The 16,433-nt window shown below is 65.9% G+C and carries 15 protein-coding genes; 2 read left to right on the forward strand and 13 right to left on the reverse strand.

Going from position 1 to position 16,433, the window contains the following annotated elements; translation table 11 throughout:
• Positions 1-63: 63 nt before the first annotated feature.
• The 13 genes from ACFV57_RS36535 to ACFV57_RS36595 all read right to left on the reverse strand — a co-directional run bounded on the left by ACFV57_RS36535 (position 64) and on the right by ACFV57_RS36595 (position 14,932).
• On the reverse strand, positions 64-1,830 hold the full coding sequence (locus tag ACFV57_RS36535; RefSeq protein WP_385241456.1) for an AAA family ATPase: 1,767 nt from the start codon (positions 1,828-1,830) through the stop codon (positions 64-66).
• Between the two features lie 478 nt (positions 1,831-2,308).
• Positions 2,309-2,851 carry a hypothetical protein gene (locus ACFV57_RS36540; protein ID WP_385241459.1) on the reverse strand — a complete coding sequence of 181 codons (543 nt, stop codon included), beginning with the start codon at positions 2,849-2,851 and terminating at the stop codon, positions 2,309-2,311.
• 147 nt (positions 2,852-2,998) lie between these two features.
• Positions 2,999-5,278, reverse strand: a complete 2,280-nt coding sequence (gene mobL, locus ACFV57_RS36545) for a relaxase MobL (protein ID WP_385241461.1) — start codon at positions 5,276-5,278, stop codon at positions 2,999-3,001.
• 94 nt (positions 5,279-5,372) lie between these two features.
• Positions 5,373-6,419 carry a hypothetical protein gene (locus ACFV57_RS36550; protein WP_385241464.1) on the reverse strand — a complete coding sequence of 349 codons (1,047 nt, stop codon included), beginning with the start codon at positions 6,417-6,419 and terminating at the stop codon, positions 5,373-5,375.
• Complete coding sequence (locus ACFV57_RS36555; protein WP_385241468.1) at positions 6,401-6,925, reverse strand: hypothetical protein; 525 nt, start codon at positions 6,923-6,925, stop codon at positions 6,401-6,403. Before ACFV57_RS36555 ends, ACFV57_RS36550 begins: the two co-directional genes overlap by 19 nt.
• A gap of 61 nt (positions 6,926-6,986) precedes the next feature.
• On the reverse strand, positions 6,987-7,697 hold the full coding sequence (locus tag ACFV57_RS36560) for a hypothetical protein (protein WP_385241471.1): 711 nt from the start codon (positions 7,695-7,697) through the stop codon (positions 6,987-6,989).
• Positions 7,694-8,443, reverse strand: a complete 750-nt coding sequence (locus ACFV57_RS36565; protein ID WP_385241474.1) for a hypothetical protein — start codon at positions 8,441-8,443, stop codon at positions 7,694-7,696. Before ACFV57_RS36565 ends, ACFV57_RS36560 begins: the two co-directional genes overlap by 4 nt.
• 112 nt (positions 8,444-8,555) lie before the next feature.
• Complete coding sequence (locus ACFV57_RS36570; protein WP_385241477.1) at positions 8,556-9,257, reverse strand: hypothetical protein; 702 nt, start codon at positions 9,255-9,257, stop codon at positions 8,556-8,558.
• Positions 9,254-10,237, reverse strand: coding sequence for a hypothetical protein (locus ACFV57_RS36575; protein ID WP_385241480.1), 984 nt, complete (start codon positions 10,235-10,237; stop codon positions 9,254-9,256). The genes ACFV57_RS36570 and ACFV57_RS36575 overlap by 4 nt, the downstream gene beginning before the upstream one ends.
• Before the next feature lie 195 nt (positions 10,238-10,432).
• Positions 10,433-12,643: a phage tail tip lysozyme gene (locus ACFV57_RS36580; RefSeq protein WP_385241483.1), complete on the reverse strand. Its 2,211-nt coding sequence runs from the start codon at positions 12,641-12,643 to the stop codon at positions 10,433-10,435.
• A gap of 58 nt (positions 12,644-12,701) precedes the next feature.
• Positions 12,702-14,006: a hypothetical protein gene (locus tag ACFV57_RS36585; RefSeq protein WP_385241486.1), complete on the reverse strand. Its 1,305-nt coding sequence runs from the start codon at positions 14,004-14,006 to the stop codon at positions 12,702-12,704.
• Between the two features lie 138 nt (positions 14,007-14,144).
• Positions 14,145-14,537 carry a hypothetical protein gene (locus ACFV57_RS36590; protein WP_385241489.1) on the reverse strand — a complete coding sequence of 131 codons (393 nt, stop codon included), beginning with the start codon at positions 14,535-14,537 and terminating at the stop codon, positions 14,145-14,147.
• Positions 14,538-14,662: 125 nt separating this feature from the next.
• Complete coding sequence (locus tag ACFV57_RS36595; RefSeq protein ID WP_385241492.1) at positions 14,663-14,932, reverse strand: hypothetical protein; 270 nt, start codon at positions 14,930-14,932, stop codon at positions 14,663-14,665.
• A 28-nt stretch (positions 14,933-14,960) separates the two neighbouring features.
• Here ACFV57_RS36595 and ACFV57_RS36600 point away from each other — a divergent pair, with 28 nt between their 5' ends.
• On the forward strand, positions 14,961-15,551 hold the full coding sequence (locus tag ACFV57_RS36600) for a helix-turn-helix domain-containing protein (protein ID WP_385241495.1): 591 nt from the start codon (positions 14,961-14,963) through the stop codon (positions 15,549-15,551).
• A 325-nt stretch (positions 15,552-15,876) separates the two neighbouring features.
• Positions 15,877-16,200 (forward strand): hypothetical protein, encoded by a 324-nt coding sequence (locus ACFV57_RS36605; protein WP_385241498.1) that lies wholly within the window; start codon positions 15,877-15,879, stop codon positions 16,198-16,200.
• Positions 16,201-16,433: the final 233 nt, after the last annotated feature.

Here is a 16,433-nt window from a genome sequence, read left to right on the forward strand (position 1 = left end):
AGTAATGGGATGTGAAAGGCTATCGACGCGCGAGTCGACTCGGTCCCGCTGTCCTTGTCCGGCTCATCGCACCGCGCTGACCTCGACGTAGGCATCGGAACTCAGCAGGTTCTTGTCGTCGCTGACCAGGTCGCCGACGACGTCGATGCGGATCCGTCGCTCCGAGGGGTACTCGTTGATGAAGGTCGCCACCGCGGTGGTGACCTCGTCGGTCAGCTTCGCCACAGCCGCACGCGCACCGCCGGCATCTGAGTCGGTGTCGCCCTTGTCCTCGATGAGGTACTGCAGGACCCTCGCATCGACGTCGATCCGCACGTTGTGCTTGACGAACACCTCCTGCACCATCTGGCGCAGCTTCTTCCGCACGATCGCCTGCTGTGTCAGCAGCGACAGCGGCTGGAAAGGCACGATTGCGTCGATACGGCCCAGCAACTCGGGCGGAAACCGGTTGTCGCCCGTTGTCGAAGAGATCGAGCGACGGATGAGCTTCTCGTACTCCATCAAATGCTTGCCCGACCCGGTGTCGTCTGCCGCGTACTGCGAGATGTCCCTGTAAATCTCCGAGCCCGCGTTCGTCGTCAGCACGATGTAGGTGTTGAGGAAGCTCACTTCGCGGTTGTTGTCATCGTTGAGCCGGCCGTCGTCGAGCACCTGCAGCAGCACGCGTGTCACCATCGCTGAGGCCTTCTCGACCTCGTCGAAGAGCAGCACCGCGTGAGAGAGGTCCCATACGCGCTTGGTGAGCTCAGAACGGAACGCCGCGAACGACGAGTCCTCGGCGTACTCCGTCATGTCGAACCGGATCAGGTGCCGCTGGTCGTCGCCGAACAGCAATCGTGCCAGCCGCTTCGCCAACTCGGTCTTGCCGACACCGGTGGAGCCTGTGAACAGCAGGCTCGCCATCGGCTTTCCCTTGTCGTTGAGATCCGCTACCGACACCTGCAGACGACGCGCCACCGCGCCGGTCGCCCAGTCCTGACTGAACACCTTCTCGTCCAGCTGTTTCTTGATCTTCGCGCCGTCGACCCGGAACGCGACGTTCACATTCAGCGACTCCATGAGCACGTCCGAGAGCAGGTCCCGGTCCATCGGCCGGCGTGTCAGGCGATGCCAGCCGACCATGGAGTCGAGCACAAGGATCGACTTGCGCGGCTGGGCGCTGGCCGGCATGTAGCGCTGGGTGTACTCGTAGATCTGCCGGAAGACGTGGTCGTCGTAGAACTGGGCGGCCACGCCGTACCGTTCGGCCATCCCTTTGAGGATACTGATCGTCGTCCCCTGGTCCGGCGGGTTGAGGTTGATGCGCTGCAGACGCTCGACGAGCGGCACATTCGGCGAGATGTGCTTGTGGAACTCGCCGTACGTCGTGGCCGCGATGATCCTGATGCCGCGGGACCCCGAAGCGGCGAGGACCGGCTTGATCGCCTCGACGGCAGCACCGGAGAGCTGGGTGATCTGGTGGAACTCGTCGATGAAGAGGACCAACTCGTGCTTCTCTTCCTTGACAAAGCTCTGCGCCTCATCGAAGAGGCCCTTGAGCATCGCGGCCATGTTCTCGGCGTTGCCCGCTTCAAAGATCATGCGCGCCGGATCGACCTCGAGGTAGCGGCGATCCTTGTCCACCAGCATCGTGGCCTGCACCAGGGCCGTCTTGCCTGTACCGGCCTCGGCCAGCAGAAGTGCGTTGCACAGCTCTGGACGGCTCATGGCGGCCAGCAACTGCGTCGTTTCGCGCTCGCGGCCGACGATGTCACGCTCGGCCTTCTTCAGTGGCTCCGAGAGCTTGGACAGGAGCGGATAGCGCTCGTTGAGCATTGCCTCGTGAAACATGCCACGCAGCACCTCTCGACTGGGCTTGTAGAAGTGATTTGGCAATCAGTCGAAATGATATCAAGAGTTGCATCCAACAGGGTTTTGAATGCGAGCCGAAAGGATCCGGACTCCAGGCCAGACCCCTTCGCCATGCGTGCTCTGACACGAGTTGCTCACCTGCCGCGCACGGACGAGCCGCCTTCGGCGTCTGAGGCTGGCGCTCACGCACCATCGGGATGAACCTCCCCCCGGGCACCCGATGCGGCACCGACGGATGGCGTGACGCGGCCCGCCGTGCGTGCCGAGCCAGGCCTGCGACTCTGTCGCCGAAATCCCGCCCGCCCCGAAGGTGACATCGACCTGCACGCCCAGGCACATGCGCTCACGTGCGTAGTGCTGATGGTTGCTCTGTTCCTCATTCCTGCTCGTGTCCCGTGTAGCCGAAAGGCCCCCGGAATGGCATCCAGGGGCCTTTCGGATGAAGTTCCACTCGGCCTCAGCAGGCCGCCGGCTCGTCGGCCTCGGCAGCCTGCCCCTGCTCTGCCTCGGGTGCCGGGGCCTCGGCCTGCGACTCCTTGCTCGCCTTCCCAACGGCCGCAGCCGCCTTCATCGACCTGAACTGGTTGTCCAGGGTCTTGTCGTCGACCTTGAACTCGGAGGCCTCGACCGACTTGGTGTTGACCACCAGGCCAGCGCCACGAGTTGCCGGCATCACATTGCCCTTGAAGCCGTAGACGATGCCGACCGCGTTGCCACCCTTGTCCAGGATCGGCTCCGTGTTCGGACCTGCGGCTTTGGCGATCTCCTCCATCTGATCAACGGAGTACGGAGCGCCGTTGTTGTAGCGGACCTTGCCGTCCTCGCTCTTCATCCGATCGGACTTCAGATGCAGGTTGGTCTGCTCCGGACCGCGCGGATCCCGGGCGTCGACCTGGATGTCGGCGTACTGGGACTTGCCGTCCTCGGTCTTGCCGTGACCGTAGACCCGAGCGATGAGGTTGACTCCGGTCATCGCGCCCTTGCCCTTGAGAAGTGCCACGACCTCTTCCTTTCGTCCGTCCCGACAACCTTCTGACAGATCGGCTGCGACCAGTTACGCCATGCGGATAAGCCATTGAGTCCCTGTCTGACACTCCTCGCAATAATACTGCAATAGGGCATTCAATAAGACTCGCGACTAGCCTGTCTACTCGCGCCCAAAACCATCCGAGAAGGGAGTCGGCTGCAAGTCGAACGTGACTCCGGCGTCCGGCGCGGTCACGGCCTGGTCGACCTGGGCCTGGACTCGCACGACGAGGCCGGCGTCCAGCGACGAGGCCTTGGACCGCCGCATCCGCTCGGTCTGCTCGCTCTCGGTGCGCAGCTTTGCGATCCGGGAACACAACACGAGCGAGCCAGATCCCTCGTCCTGCTGCCGAGGTGTCAGCCCCCGGGAGCTGCGCGTCATCGCCGCGACGTCGTCCACGGGCAGATCGGAAATTGCCTCGGCCTGGCCGGACTGGTCGAGATAGTCCATCGCCGCCAGCAGCAGCCGGCGGCGCTCCCTGGTCGTCTCGACGAAGGCCTGGCACGCGTGCGGCCCGATCTCGACGTCGGTGATGAAGTCGTAGCCCAGGTGGTGCAGGTCCAGGGCCTTGACCGCGTCGAAGTCATACGCGGCACTGGCCACGATCTCGAAGTCCGTGCTGACTGCATCGGGCTCCGCGCTCGTCTTGTCCTCGGCGCTCGACCCCACACGCAGCACCAGGCCCGAGGATGCGAGATCGGCCCGCAGGTCGTCCAGCTTCAGATCATAGACCTGCTTCATCGTCCGGATGCGTGCGTCCAGCACCGCCCGGCCGCGCTTGCCGGCGGCCAGGAGCCGGCCGCCGGGCTGATCGTAGATCGTCCGGCCCAGGCTCTCGGCCTCCTCGGGGTCCTTCATCCGCGGCAGGGAGGCATCCGCGCGCAGCGCCATGAGCGAGAGCAGCCGCCGGCCGTAGGCCACCACATCCTGCTGCTGCTCGTACCACTGGCTGGCGTCCCCGAGGAAGGGCAGGAAGTGCCGGTACTTGCTCGCGAGCCGACGCTGGTAGTCCCCCTCGAAGCGGTAGAAGTCGTAGAGCGGGCGCGAGTCCTCGGCGGCGACGCCGGCTTTCTCGGCCCGCTCCCACTGGTGCGCGAGATCCCGGTAGATCCCGGCCTTCTCCCGGTGGTGCTGCAGGCGCGAGGCGTAGCTGCGCAGCCGGAAGCCGAAGGAGACCAGGTCGGCCTCGGCGTTCTCGTCCTCGCCCTGCCGGTTCGCGGCCAGCACCGCCATCCGCCGGTAGTCCCTCCCCATGACATCAAGCATCGGCGTGCGCACCCGCAGCTCCGACTCCGGCATCGCCCGCAGCATCTGGTAGACACCGTTGACGGCGCGCTCCGTGATCTGCGTGCGTCCCTGCTCGACGAGCTTGTGCCATTCCTCCGTGTCCAAGGACTCTTTCGAGTGGCGCTCGTTGGCGTAGCCCACGATGCGTTCCATGGCCTCCGGCATCGGGGAGCTGGCGCGTCCGAGCTGCTCCTGCACGAGCTCGGCCACCAGCTGATTCGCCTTGCGCATGCGAGCATCGTTGGAGTCGGCGCGCCATAGCGTCCGGTCCGCAGGCAGGCACGCGAGCAGGAACTGCGGCAGGGACTCGGCGCGGATGCGCTCGTGCGCCCACCGCTTGATGAACGTGGTGACGTTGCGCCGCTCGTAACCGACGGCGCTGGAGAGGTGAGCCACTGCCTGCTTCTCATCGAGCCAGGCGTCGGCACCACGGCGAAGCCGGGACTTGTGCCGGTCCAGCAGCTTGCCGCGTTGCTCGCCGGTCTTCGTCACCCGGCCTACCCCGCCGTCAACCATGGCCAGGTGGCAGTGCACGTGCTCGGTGTCGACCTGGATGACCCCGATGTAACGGAGGTCGTCGAAGCCGCTGCTGCCCGCGCTCATCCGCTCCAGACCGTGCATGATCGCCATGCGCAGCTTCATCTGGTCGATGTGGCCGCGGTAGTCCCCGCGCTTCTCGCACACGAAGTCCTTGGGGATGATCCCGCGCTTGCGGAGGTACTCCTGATCGAACGACAGCACGGTCTTCAGTACCGTCTTGCCATTCTCGAAGTGGTGCTGGATGTCCCTGGACGCCGCCTTGAGCTGCTCGTCGGAGAGCGAGACCGAGCCGTAGCCGAAAGCCACACCGCCGTCGCCCTGCGCCTGGCGCATCTCATACTTCGCCGCGCCCCGCGATATACCGGCGCGCTCAACGGCGAACTCCCGCGCCGTGTAGCGCAGGATGAAGTCGTCGGTGCGCAGACGCTGGATCGGAGCCAGCGACTCCGTCGCCTGCTCACGGACCATGTACCGGGTGACGTAGTCGCCCGGCGTCGCGCCGCGCGATCCCTTGCCGCCGGGCAGCGGCACGCTGAATTCGTTGACCACGATGATGTCCTGCTTGAGCCCCATCGTCGCCCTCCTTCCTTCTTCGGTGCCGATGCGCTGCAGACCCGGCTGCTGTGCGCCAGCAACCGGGCCCGCTCTCCTCATGCCTGACCCGGTCTCAGGAACCCAAGTTCTGCTCCCCGTCCTCGCCGAAGTCCAGATCGGCCGCACGCTGGGCCACCTGGCGCTTACGCTCGTCCAGGCTCAAGGCGGGCTTGGCCGCCTCGCGTCGCCGGGTCTCCCGCTCCTCCGGCTCCAGGTCGAGATCGAGGTCCAGGACGCGCTGCGCCTCGCGAGCCGGGGCCGGGCGAACGAACAGCTCCTCAAGCTCCTCGGCCCGGTGCAGAGGAGCGGCCACGCGTTCCCGGTAGAGGTTCTCCGTGGTGCCCTCGGTACTCGCGCGCTCGGTCTGGCACTGCTCGCGCTCGGCGGCGATCTCCGCCTCGATCTGCTGCAGGCGCGCGCTCATGCCGTCAGCGACCGGTGCCGTCTCGGGCGCAGGCGCCCCGACGACCACCTTGGCCTCGCGGTCCAGGCCCAGCTCGTCCTCGGTGAACAGAGAGTTGATCGCGTCCGAGCGCGCCTTCAGCCCATGTGCATCGACCACGGCCTCGGCCCGAGGGACGCCGTTCTTGGGGTGGTCGGCGAAGTAGGCGGCGAGGTCGTAGCCGCTGGCCTCGAGGTCGATCTCCAGGTTCCCGATGTCGTGGATCTGGGTGAAGACCACGGGCGCGTCGCCTTCGGCCTGCGCCCCGGACGGGGCGAGCACGAGCATGTCCGCCGTGGCCGGCAGCTCCCACTCGATTCCGGTGACCTGCTCGGGCACGGCGAAGCCGCTCGTGAAGTAGCCCTTTCCGGCGAGCACGACCAGCTGTTGGTCGTCGAACTCGTAGAAGGCGTCCACCTTCTCACCCTGGCCGGGGGAGTAGGTCACCTGAGAGATGCCGAACGGCAGCGCCGTGGCCGGGGTGACCGAGCGCAGCTCGCCCGTCATGTGCAGATACGGGCGGTAGTTCTCCTCCTTGCCCCGGTGCTTGAGGTCGAGCGATTCGACCATGACGCCCAGCTCGGCGGTCACCCCCTGCAGCCGGTACGTCTCCACTCCGCGTTCACGCAGGACACGGTGCGCCCATACGTCGTTCATCGTCAGTCCCGCGGTACGCATCCCTTGCTCCTCTTGCGGTTGGTCCTGCTGTGGTTGGTGGTCCTGGCCGCGGGCTTGGGTGCGACGTCGCGGGCGTCCCGGACCTTCGCGGTTATCCGCGCCGCCCAGCGCCACATGGCACGCATCACGACGATCTCGCCCGCGGCGAGCAGCGCGACCAGGAAGAGGAGCGGCATCAGCCACATGGCGATGAGCCCGTCCGTGCTGAGCACACCTTTGGTTGCGCCCGACTGCTGGTGCAGCCATGCGCCCAGCAGCGGGATGACGACCATGGCCGTGATGAACGCCAGCAGGTAGTCGGCGAGAAGGACGACCGCCCGGAAGAACCCCGCCCACACCACGACGGAGAACCTGCCGCCCTTCTCCCTCGGGGCCAGGGTCCGCCAGCCGGCGCGCAGCTTCGAGCCCTTCTTCTCCTCCACGGGCTTCGCCGTGGTCTTCTTCGCCGTTGCGGCCGTGCTCGTCGGGGTGGTCGTCTCGGTCTTCTCCCGGGTCTGGGTGGACATGCGCTTGTCCTTCGTCTCGTCGGTGTCTGCTGGGGTGCGTGCTGGAGCGGCGGCGCTTGGCTCACCCGGACGGCGAGGAGGAGGGCGGGTCGTCGTTGGCGGCGGCGAGGGCGTCGCGGGTCTTGCTGGAGGCCCGGCAGGCGTCCAGCGACGTCACCGCGCCGCCCTGGGAGGTGGAGTAGGTGAAGACCACGAACTCGCTCTTGGTGGCGCTGGTCTGCTTTGGTCCGATACGGACGGGATCGAGCCGGGCCACTCCCGTGTAGGCGTAGTTCAGGCCCTGCACCCGGCTCACATCGATGTCCAGATCAGCGAGCGTGTACGTCGTCCCAGCGCCCTTCGTGGCCCCGGTCGCCGTCATCCACTCCGGCACGAACTCGGTGAGCACCCGGGACACGTGGTCCAGGAAGGCGTAGCGCGCGTCCAGCAGCACCTGCTGCTCCTTGACGGTCCGGAGTGATGCCGAGCTGTCGGTGAGGCTGAGCAGGAGGGACCGACCCGTCGTCCTGTCGCGGTTCACCCGCTCGATGTCCATGCCCGGCAGCTGGGCAAGCAGCGCCGCGTGCTGCGTCGCCAGCTTGGCCCGGGCGTCGCTGAGCTTGCCTTCGAGGTTCCGGGCGACCGCCTTGGCCTGGGGGTCTGAGGCGGCCGGGCGGTCGCTGAGCAGGCTGGCTCCGAGCGTGACCGCCGAGAGCGTCAGCAGTGCCCCGGTGCCGCCGAGCAGGACCTTCCCGGCGTGCTGGCGCAGCCTGTCCTTGATCTCCTCATTCACGGGGCCGTCACCTCCTGCTTCAGGGACTCGCCCGTGGTTGTCGTGCCGGTCTGGATGCTCACGAATGCCTTGCGGACCAGGTCGTAGTCGGCGCGGGCCCAGGCCAGCGCCGCCGGCTTCTCGCCCGCGCCCGTCCCGGCCTCCACGGCCAGCCAGGTCACCGTGATGTTGCTGTCGTCGTTGACCAGGCAGGGCACCTGGGCGACCCACTCGAAGCCGGAGTCGAAGCTCATCGGGATCCCGGCGCCGGCCGGCACGGCCTTGTCACTGGCGAGCAGGTACCACGGCTCCAGCTCCGCCCGGGGCACCGAGGGCGCGAAGTAGGGGATGAGGTTGCGCAGCGTCGACTGGGACGTCGTGGGATCGAGCTTGCCGTCGGCTGTTGCTACGCCGGGCGTCAGGAAGCGGTAGTCGTTCTGCAGCTTCGCCACCTGGCCGGCCGCCGTCAGGGCTGCGGTCAGGCCGCGCTCGGCGTCGTCGGCCTTCGGCAGCGCCGCCGTCTTCGCCTCGACAGTCCGGATCCGCTTCTGCAGGGAAGAGATCTCAGGCGCTGCCGTGTCGCTCACCGCGCTTTGGCCGCCGGAAGAGCCGGCGGAGAGGACGAAGCACAGCAGCGCGCCCGCACCCATGCCCACGCCGGCCACGAGGGTGCGCTTGCGCAGGCCGCCTGTGGGCTCCGTCTGCTCAGGAGTATCCCCGCCCTCCTGCGAGGACGCGGACATCGCGACGAAGCGCGTCTTGCGCACTGCGCCCCCACTCGATTCATCGGCCTGTGTCGATGCCATTAGCTCCAACTCGCCGTCCCACTCGAATGCCAGTAGGACTCTATCAATAAGGCGAGTCGAAAGGAGGTTGGTGTCATCCGGAATGCCGAGTCTCGCCACTCGCTGGGACACCGGAGAGGCCCGAGACTTCACCCTGGGCGTCGACCGTGACAAAGAGCAGCGCGCGCCGGTGCGCCGTGACACTGGCTTTGCTCGCCTTGTTCTGGGACACCGCGTCGGAGGTGGCTTCGACGTCGGCCAGGATGGCGTAGGTGTAGACGCCCGCCTTGGCGTCGGTGACCTCTATGTCTGGATCCGCGCCGAGGGCCGAGTTCAGGCCGACGGTGTCGATGTAGTAGTAACGCCGCCCTAGGGAGTCCTCGTTGAACCTCGACGGAGGCATGAACGACTTCAGAAACGTCTCGTTCTCGGTGAGGCCGAACCGGCTCTTTAGGCTCTCGCGCGCCGCCTGGTAACTCTGCCCCGAGTCCCACGTGAACGCCATCGAGAGCAGCGACTTGATGCGCTCACCATCGGTGCTCAGCCGGTTCTGGGTGACACCCAGAACCGCCATCATGTCCGCGTTCACCTGCTCGGCGTTCCTCTTCTGGATGGCCGCCAGACGTCCCTTGATGTCGTCGGCCCGGCCTTCCTGCTCAACTAGGGCCGCGTGCTGGCTGCTCCAGGTCACGCCGGCAACCGTCGCGACGACCGCGAGGACCGCTGCTGTCACCAGGACCCAGAGGTTGGACCGGAAGGGCCCCCGCCGCGTGGGTGCCGCGCTCTGCTCCGTCATCGCTTCCCGCCCTTCTTCTGTGCGCCCGCGCCGCTGAGTTCAGGGACTCCGGACCTGGCCGGCATCTTGATCGCGGGGTTCTCGTACTGAGCCCCAGCGGCGGTCACCACGAGTGCCAAGCGCTCGAAGGCTCCCGTCGTGCCGTCGCGCACGTAACGCGCGCTCGCCCAGGCGAGCACCACGCCGCTCTTCGTGTCCCGGCACAGCCAGACGGCCTTCGCCTGGTTCGTCGCGCCCGAGCCGCCCTTCACGCTCAGATCGGGCATCACCGTCTCGACCTTCCACGTGTACGCGCTCGGGGCAGCTGCGTCCTGGCCGTCGTAACGGATGTACCAGGCGTGGCGCGGATCGATCTCGGTGGTCGCATCGAACGGGGTCAGCGACGAGGTGCTGTACGCCTCCTTGTCACTGACCAGGAAGGAACTCTTGCTGAACAGCGGCGCCATGTCCCGGCGGTGCTTGATGATCTCCAACGCGGCCTGGTTCGGAGCCCCGTCCTTCGGGCTGGGCCGGACGCTGGCCTGGTGGTACAACGCGGCGAAGGCCTGCTCCCCGGACGCGACCTTCTTCGCGGCGGCGGCTGCCGCCCCAGTGAGCTTGGACAGCTGCGCGCCGGCTTCCGCCTTCACGGGCGTGGACTGGGCATCATCCAGCTGTCCCTTGAGCCGGACGATCTGGGACTGCTTGTCCGCCGTGCTCGCCTTGAAGCTCTCACCGGACACGCTCGTAGCGACGACCAGGGCGAGGACCCCGGCCCCCATCACCGCGGTGACGCCGCGTCGGACCAAGCGCGCGTTGTCCTGCGGGGCGCGGGCCTGGACCTTCCCGCGCTGGCGCATCGTCCAGTCCGTGAACCGCTCTTCGAGCTCAACACCGGTGAGCTTCTTGCGCGTCTTCGGTGCCGCGGGCTTCTCCTCGGGCGCCGCCCCGCTCTCCTGCTCTGAGTCGGCTCTCTCGGACTCATCATGGCCTGTCGTCACGAAACGCACTCCTCACTCCACATTGATTTCATAAACGACTCAAGTCTATATCGGCAGGCATTTACTGCTGAGTGTGAATCCATTCGGTAAAAGCGACGAAAGCGGGACTGGCGCGCAGGCCCTGGCCCGGACATGAAGAAGCCGATGCCCGGATCGCCGGGCATCGGCTCACGCTCCCCGATCAAATGCGGCGCATCAGACCGTCTTGATCTTGTCGGAGGGGAGCATCGCATCCGACATGTCCACGAACTTCCAGCCCTCGGCCGCCATCCGCGCCGCACTGTCGACGCGGACTCGCCCCATGTAGGCGCAATAGCCAGCCTCACCGAGGATGACCTTGTCGCCCTGGATGCCGAGCACCACGAGGGTGTGTCCAACGGGAGTGGATCCCGGCCCGGACCCGACCGAGTAGGGGACCGGGGTCGACTGCATCTTCTTGCCGGTCTTCTCTGCGATCGTGTACGCCGTTTCCTTGCCGTCGCCAGCCGGGTAGGTCTGGAACGTCGTGTACTTGTTCACGAAGTAGGTTGAGAAGCTCACGCAGTTCATCGCGTGGTTGCCGCCGCACGAGCCGGGGCCGCCGCGCGGACCGTACCGGTCGTCGAGGAACTTGTCGCCCTCCTTGTTGAAGAGGCTGACCAGGGCCTGGGCTTCTTCCTGCGTCATCCCGCCGTCCCTCAGCGGGACGGAACTGCCACCCTTGACCGTGCAGTTGCCCAGGATCGTGCTGATCCCAGTACCGATGTTCTCGATGATTCCGCCGACGATGTTCTCGATGCCGCCCACGATCGAGCTGTCGACCGACCAGCCGCTCATCGTGCCGAACCACATCTCGGCACTGTCCCCGCGCGCCGTGAGCCCTGCCACGCCGTCAGCCGAGCGTTCCCAGTTCTCGTGGAAGTGCAGCGCCGCCGTACGCGGTGAGCCCTGCGACTTCTTGAGCATGTCCTTGAAGACCGTGACGTCGCCCGGGCTGTCGCCATCGACCATGAAGGCCAGCTGGGCCTTGATCGTGAACCAGTCGACGCTTTTTCCCTTCGCGTACTGGCGCAGCAACGTGTTGCGGCCGAACGTCCACTGCCCGAGACCGATGCCGGTGCCCGTGTTCTGCGCGGCGCTGGCCTTCTCGGCCGTCATCGCATACGTCCCCGTGGGGAAATTTTGCACGCTGGTCGGGTCGATGCCGGACTCCTGCGACCAGTTGCCGAGGATGCCCGCGATGTTCTCCTTCGGCATCCCCCATCTGCTGAGTACCGAGAAGATCTCTTTGGCGTTCTTCTCCACGTCCGCCGGAACGGTGGCGCCGGAACCGTTGCCGGCGCCACCCGCGTTGACTACGCACGTCGCCCCGTGTGCGTTGATGCTGCCTTCGGTCAGCGCCGTCGAGTTGAGGAGGCCGGCGAAGACCATGCCCAGCAGGGTCACGGTGGTGATCATCGCGACTGCACCCGACATCGCTGCCGCTACAGGGGCCATCGTCGCCGTGACAGTGAAGCCCAGGACCGCGCCGATCCCCTTGGCTATAGAGCTGCCGATTGCCATGAACGGCGCAGCGATCGCATGACCGACCGCCTTAGCGATGTTGACGATGAGCGCCCACAGCAGCGTCCAGGCGTTGACGGCCATCGCCATGGCGGCGAAGAACATGGACTTGAGCCAGTTCAGGAGGGCCATGGCCATGACCACCCCCATGGTCGGCGGAGCAGCAGCCGCGCCACCGCCAGCTGCGACGCCCTTGGCCGCCCTCAAGCCCTTGCCCTCGTCGCCCTTCGACGCACCGCGCTCGTAGCCCGTACCGCCGGCACCCAGCTCACGCTGGTCGGCCGGGTTGGCGTCCGGGCTGCCGCCGGTGACCTTCGACGCACCCTCGACCGTATCCTGGGCCCCCTCGACGCCAACGTTCTTCGCCGCGCCAACGGCGGCTCCCGCAAGCCCGCCGGTCTGTGCGCCGGCCACGGCACCGGAGACGGCAACTCCCGCGTAACGCGCGGCGTTACGGCGCGTCGCGCTGCTGCCGTCCTCCTCGATCGCCTTCTGGGCAGCGCCTGCGGCCATGTTCCCGGCGACGCCGTTCACGCCCTGCTTGATCTTCGAACCGGCATGCGCGGCACAGGCCGCCTTGCCTGCGGTCTCCGCGGTGTCGGCCACGTCCGACACCTTCGATGCGGCCTCTGGTCTCTCCGGTGCAGTGGTCACCGCGCCGGAAGGAGCAGAAGAATCACCTCCCGGGGCCGGGAGCTGTTTGGGCGCGCTGGCCTCGCCCTCGGGAGGCTTCTCGATGCCCTCCTCAGGGCCGAGGCTCTTGGTCCCGCGACCCTGCCGCGGCATCCCCTGGCTCACCGACGTGCGCAGCTGGTCCTTCGTCGCCCCCTTCGTGGGACTTCGATTCGGCTTGCCGGTGGCCATATCGTTTTCCTTTCCGGCTCAATGCCAGGTAGAGGAATGCGTCACCTCCTCGCCGCACTCAATGAAGCGTGGTGAGGAAGTCCTTGTCGTCGCGAAGGGTGCTGTTGGACTGCACATCCCGCAGACTCACGTCCAGCCGGAGCAGGTCGAGTGAGAGATCCGACTCGTACTGCGACTTGTTTCGGGAGTAGTTCTGATACGCCTGTGAAAGGTTGTTCATGATGTTCATGAGCGGGCGCATCGTCACGTCAGAGGACTGGTAATCCCTGACGAGGCTGGTGCCGTCCGAGAGGATCCACTGCATGGCTGAAATCTGCTGGCCCGTCGGATCCGATCCCTCGTCACGCCGCTTGGTGAAGAACTGGGCGTAGCTCTGGCCGGCCGGCGCCAGGGCATCGAGGTAGCCGACATAGACGTTGCCTGCACGCCAGTTGAGATCGAAGCCACCCGGGACAACGTGCTTGGTCTGCAGGGCCAGCGTCGAGACGCCGTCCTTGGCCTCGGCTGGGGAGACGCCCGTGATCTTGTCGGTGGCGATCGAGACCGGAACGGCAGGCGGGCGCAGGAACAGACCGTCGATCTTCGTTGTCTGCAGGTCGGTCGTGTAAGACTGAATTTGCGTCAGGTTGGCGCGCATCTCGATGAGCTTGCGGTCGAGGGCGTTCCTGGCCTCGACCTCCCTCTCCTTGAGCGCGACCTCGTAGTAGGCCTGCGCGGGATCGAAGGTCAGAGCGTCGAGCGCCGCGATCTTCTCGACCCTGGATGCGCCGGGGTTGAAGAAGACCCGCCACTGGTCGTACTTGGAGAAGGACTCGTCGCCGGCCAGCTTGCCGCTGCTCTGTTCCTGCTCCGCTGCTGGTGTGGTGAGCTCGGCATTGGCACGGACCGTCAGGTTCAACACCTGACGGTCGAAGGGCTTTTCGGCGTTCAGGAGGACCCCGACGTAGCCGGTCGAGCCGAAAGCGTAGAAAGAGCCCTTGATCCCGCTGGTGCTGACCGGCTCGCTGTTCAGCGAGGGGTCCGATCCGAGCAGGAACGCCTTGTAGTCCGCGGCGTTGTACGAGATCTGAGCGGTCGGGCTGACATGCATCATCACGAGCGCCTTGTTGCCGCTCTTGTTGGTGTAGACCCCGTCGACTGTGCCGTCGAGATTCGTCTTCGACGTCTTGAAGCCGCTGGTGTACAGCGCTGTCTGTGACAGCGAGTCACGCCCCTCCTGGTACGCCGACACCCCTGATGCGCTGATCACGATCGCGCCCGTGACCGCGAAGATGCCGAAGAACACTCCAAAACGCTCGATCGCGTGGTGCGAGTCGAGCTTGAACCGTCCGCTGAAGGCCAGTGCCTTGTCCTTGATCCCCATGTTCTGCTCTCTTTCGCGTCTGCACCGTGCTGCGGGCCCGGATATGGCGAACCGGGTCGGAGGAGGCCTTGCGCCTCAACCGCCCCGGTTCGCTCGACGCCTTTGTCACCAGCCGTGTGCGTGACCTGTGGCGGCCTCCTACTCGGAAGGGCCGCTCAGGAACCCGCTGACCTGGTCGATGGTCCGGACGATCACTGTGCCGCCGCCGAGATCCGTAATGGTCTGCTGGCCGCCGGAGCCGATCGTCGAGATCAGCGTCCACCCGCCAGTGGCCAGGCCTCCGCCGACGAGAATGAGGAGCGCGATCGTGCCCCAGCTCTGCTGTTGACCCGCGGTCTGCTGGTTGGCCATCAGCTTCTTGAGCAGGAGCACACCGCCCCAGACCAGGCTGGCAGCACCGATCAGCATGAGCAGAAGGCCTCCCCAGAGCTGGATCTGGGACTTGGCGTTCTGCAGGAAGCTGGTCAGGTCCCAGGCTGCGCTCGGTAGGGATGCCTGCGTGAGGACGGCTGCCTCGTAGATCTTCGGCATAGTTCTTTCCTCTCGCCTTCCGAATCACGTCGGTGACATGGCAGTAAGTCACAAGGCAACAAGAGCAGATTGCCTAACAGGGTGGGCAGCGATAGAAGCTGGAGCGATCGGTTGCGTCTGTCGACTCACTCTGCCGACTCGTTTACGTGCGCGTCTGGGATGGCTAATCTACACCATTCGAATGGCTTATCGGAGGCGCGCAAAAGGGTCTGTTGAGAAGCGATTGAAAGAGACTCGGAAACGAGTCGAATCAACGTCTCGATGTGCGGCTGCGGGAGCGTGGCGGGTGCCTGTGGAATCCGCAGTGCGGGATGTGTAGTGTGCTCTTCCAGCACTGCCGCGATGCTGGCCTGCTCGATTTCGAGGCGGGCCACCTCACATGCACCGTCGATCACGATCTTGACCAGAAAGCACCAAACCGTCATGAACCCACTGCCCGCGGACCTTTTTGCCCGCCGACTTCGTCAAGAACGCGAACGCCTCGACATCAGCCAGGGAGAGGTAGCGCGCCGTATGGCCGCATTGCTCGGCACGAACGTTGACCCCACCGTCATCACGCGCATCGAGCAGCAGACCCGCGCGGTCAGGCTCGACGAGGCGGTCACCGCTGCCAAGGCTCTCGGGGTTCCTCTGATCACGCTGATCAGCGACAACTACGCCCGTGAAAACGAGGCTGAGATCCAGCACCAGCTCGCCGAGCTCGCCCTCGCCGAGCAGGAATGGGAGCAGCTGCGCCAGAAGATCCACCAGATCACTGAGATCCGGCACCAGCTCGCCGAGCTCGCCCTCGCCGAGCAGGAATGGGAGCAGCTGCGCCAGAAGATCCACCGGATCACCCAGACCATCCAGCAACTCTCCGGCGAGCGGGAGGCCATCCGCTCTCACGCGCTGGACGTCAGCCCCGAAACCGCTGGCGACTACGAGCTCGACCCTGAGACTCAGGTCGCTTTCGACGCCCGGATGCGTGATGTCCGCAACAAACCGGCCGGAGAGGTCGCTGGCCCAGGCGCGTAATGCTGTTGTGGGTGGTCGGGTTGAACTCCCGGTCGTAGACGTTCACCGTCTCAGGCTTCCGCCACCGGCCGGCCCGCATGGTCTACTCGGCGCTCGCGCCGTTCCGCCTTGCCCGGGCGGCATGGCCAGCTCGCAGACTGTGGAAGCCGTATGCCGACGGATCCATCTCGTGCGTTCCTCCTATTGCGGCACGTCGCCCGGCCCCTGGCCCGGACTGGCGAGACTCCCGGGCCTGTTGCCGGCCGTCAACCGGTGGGGCTACATCAACCAGTACGCCTCGATGCACGCCTCGTCCCTGTCGGTCCTCATTCAGACGATGACCGCCATGATCGAGAGCACGTTCGTCCCGGCTCCTGCGGCGAAGATTGTGCCGAGGCTTGCGGCACGCGCATCACCCCTGAAGCGGAAGCCGCAATCTTCGCCCGGGCCGACGAGCTCAACGCCCTCATCGCCGAGGTTCTCGGCCGGTACAGCTAGGCTCGTAGGTATGGGAACCGACTGGGAGAACATACTCGGCTCAAGCGGCAACGGACTCAACGATGCCTACGACAACGCGGTCTCCGCGGTCATCTACAGCGAGGACTCGGGAGACGACCGTCGGTCACTCTCAGTCGGCGAAGAACACGACGACACAGACGGCCTGCTCTGACCTGAGCAAACACGCGAAATCTCTCAGGTGAGCCGGTGTGTTTTGCCTCAGAGGTTAGTCAGGAGATGGCCGAGCTCGGCCTTGCGTTCCTCGGGGATCTCCGGCCAGCCAGTTGGTGTTGGCTTCGCCACCAACGCATCGAGGTCTTCCTCGGCCGGCCCATCGGAACGAGAAGCGTCGACCGGCTCAACTAACAGAAGGATGTCTCGTGCGTCCGCACTCTGCGCTGCGAG

Source organism: Streptomyces sp. NPDC059788 (assembly GCF_042732265.1).
Taxonomy (GTDB): domain Bacteria; phylum Actinomycetota; class Actinomycetes; order Streptomycetales; family Streptomycetaceae; genus Streptomyces.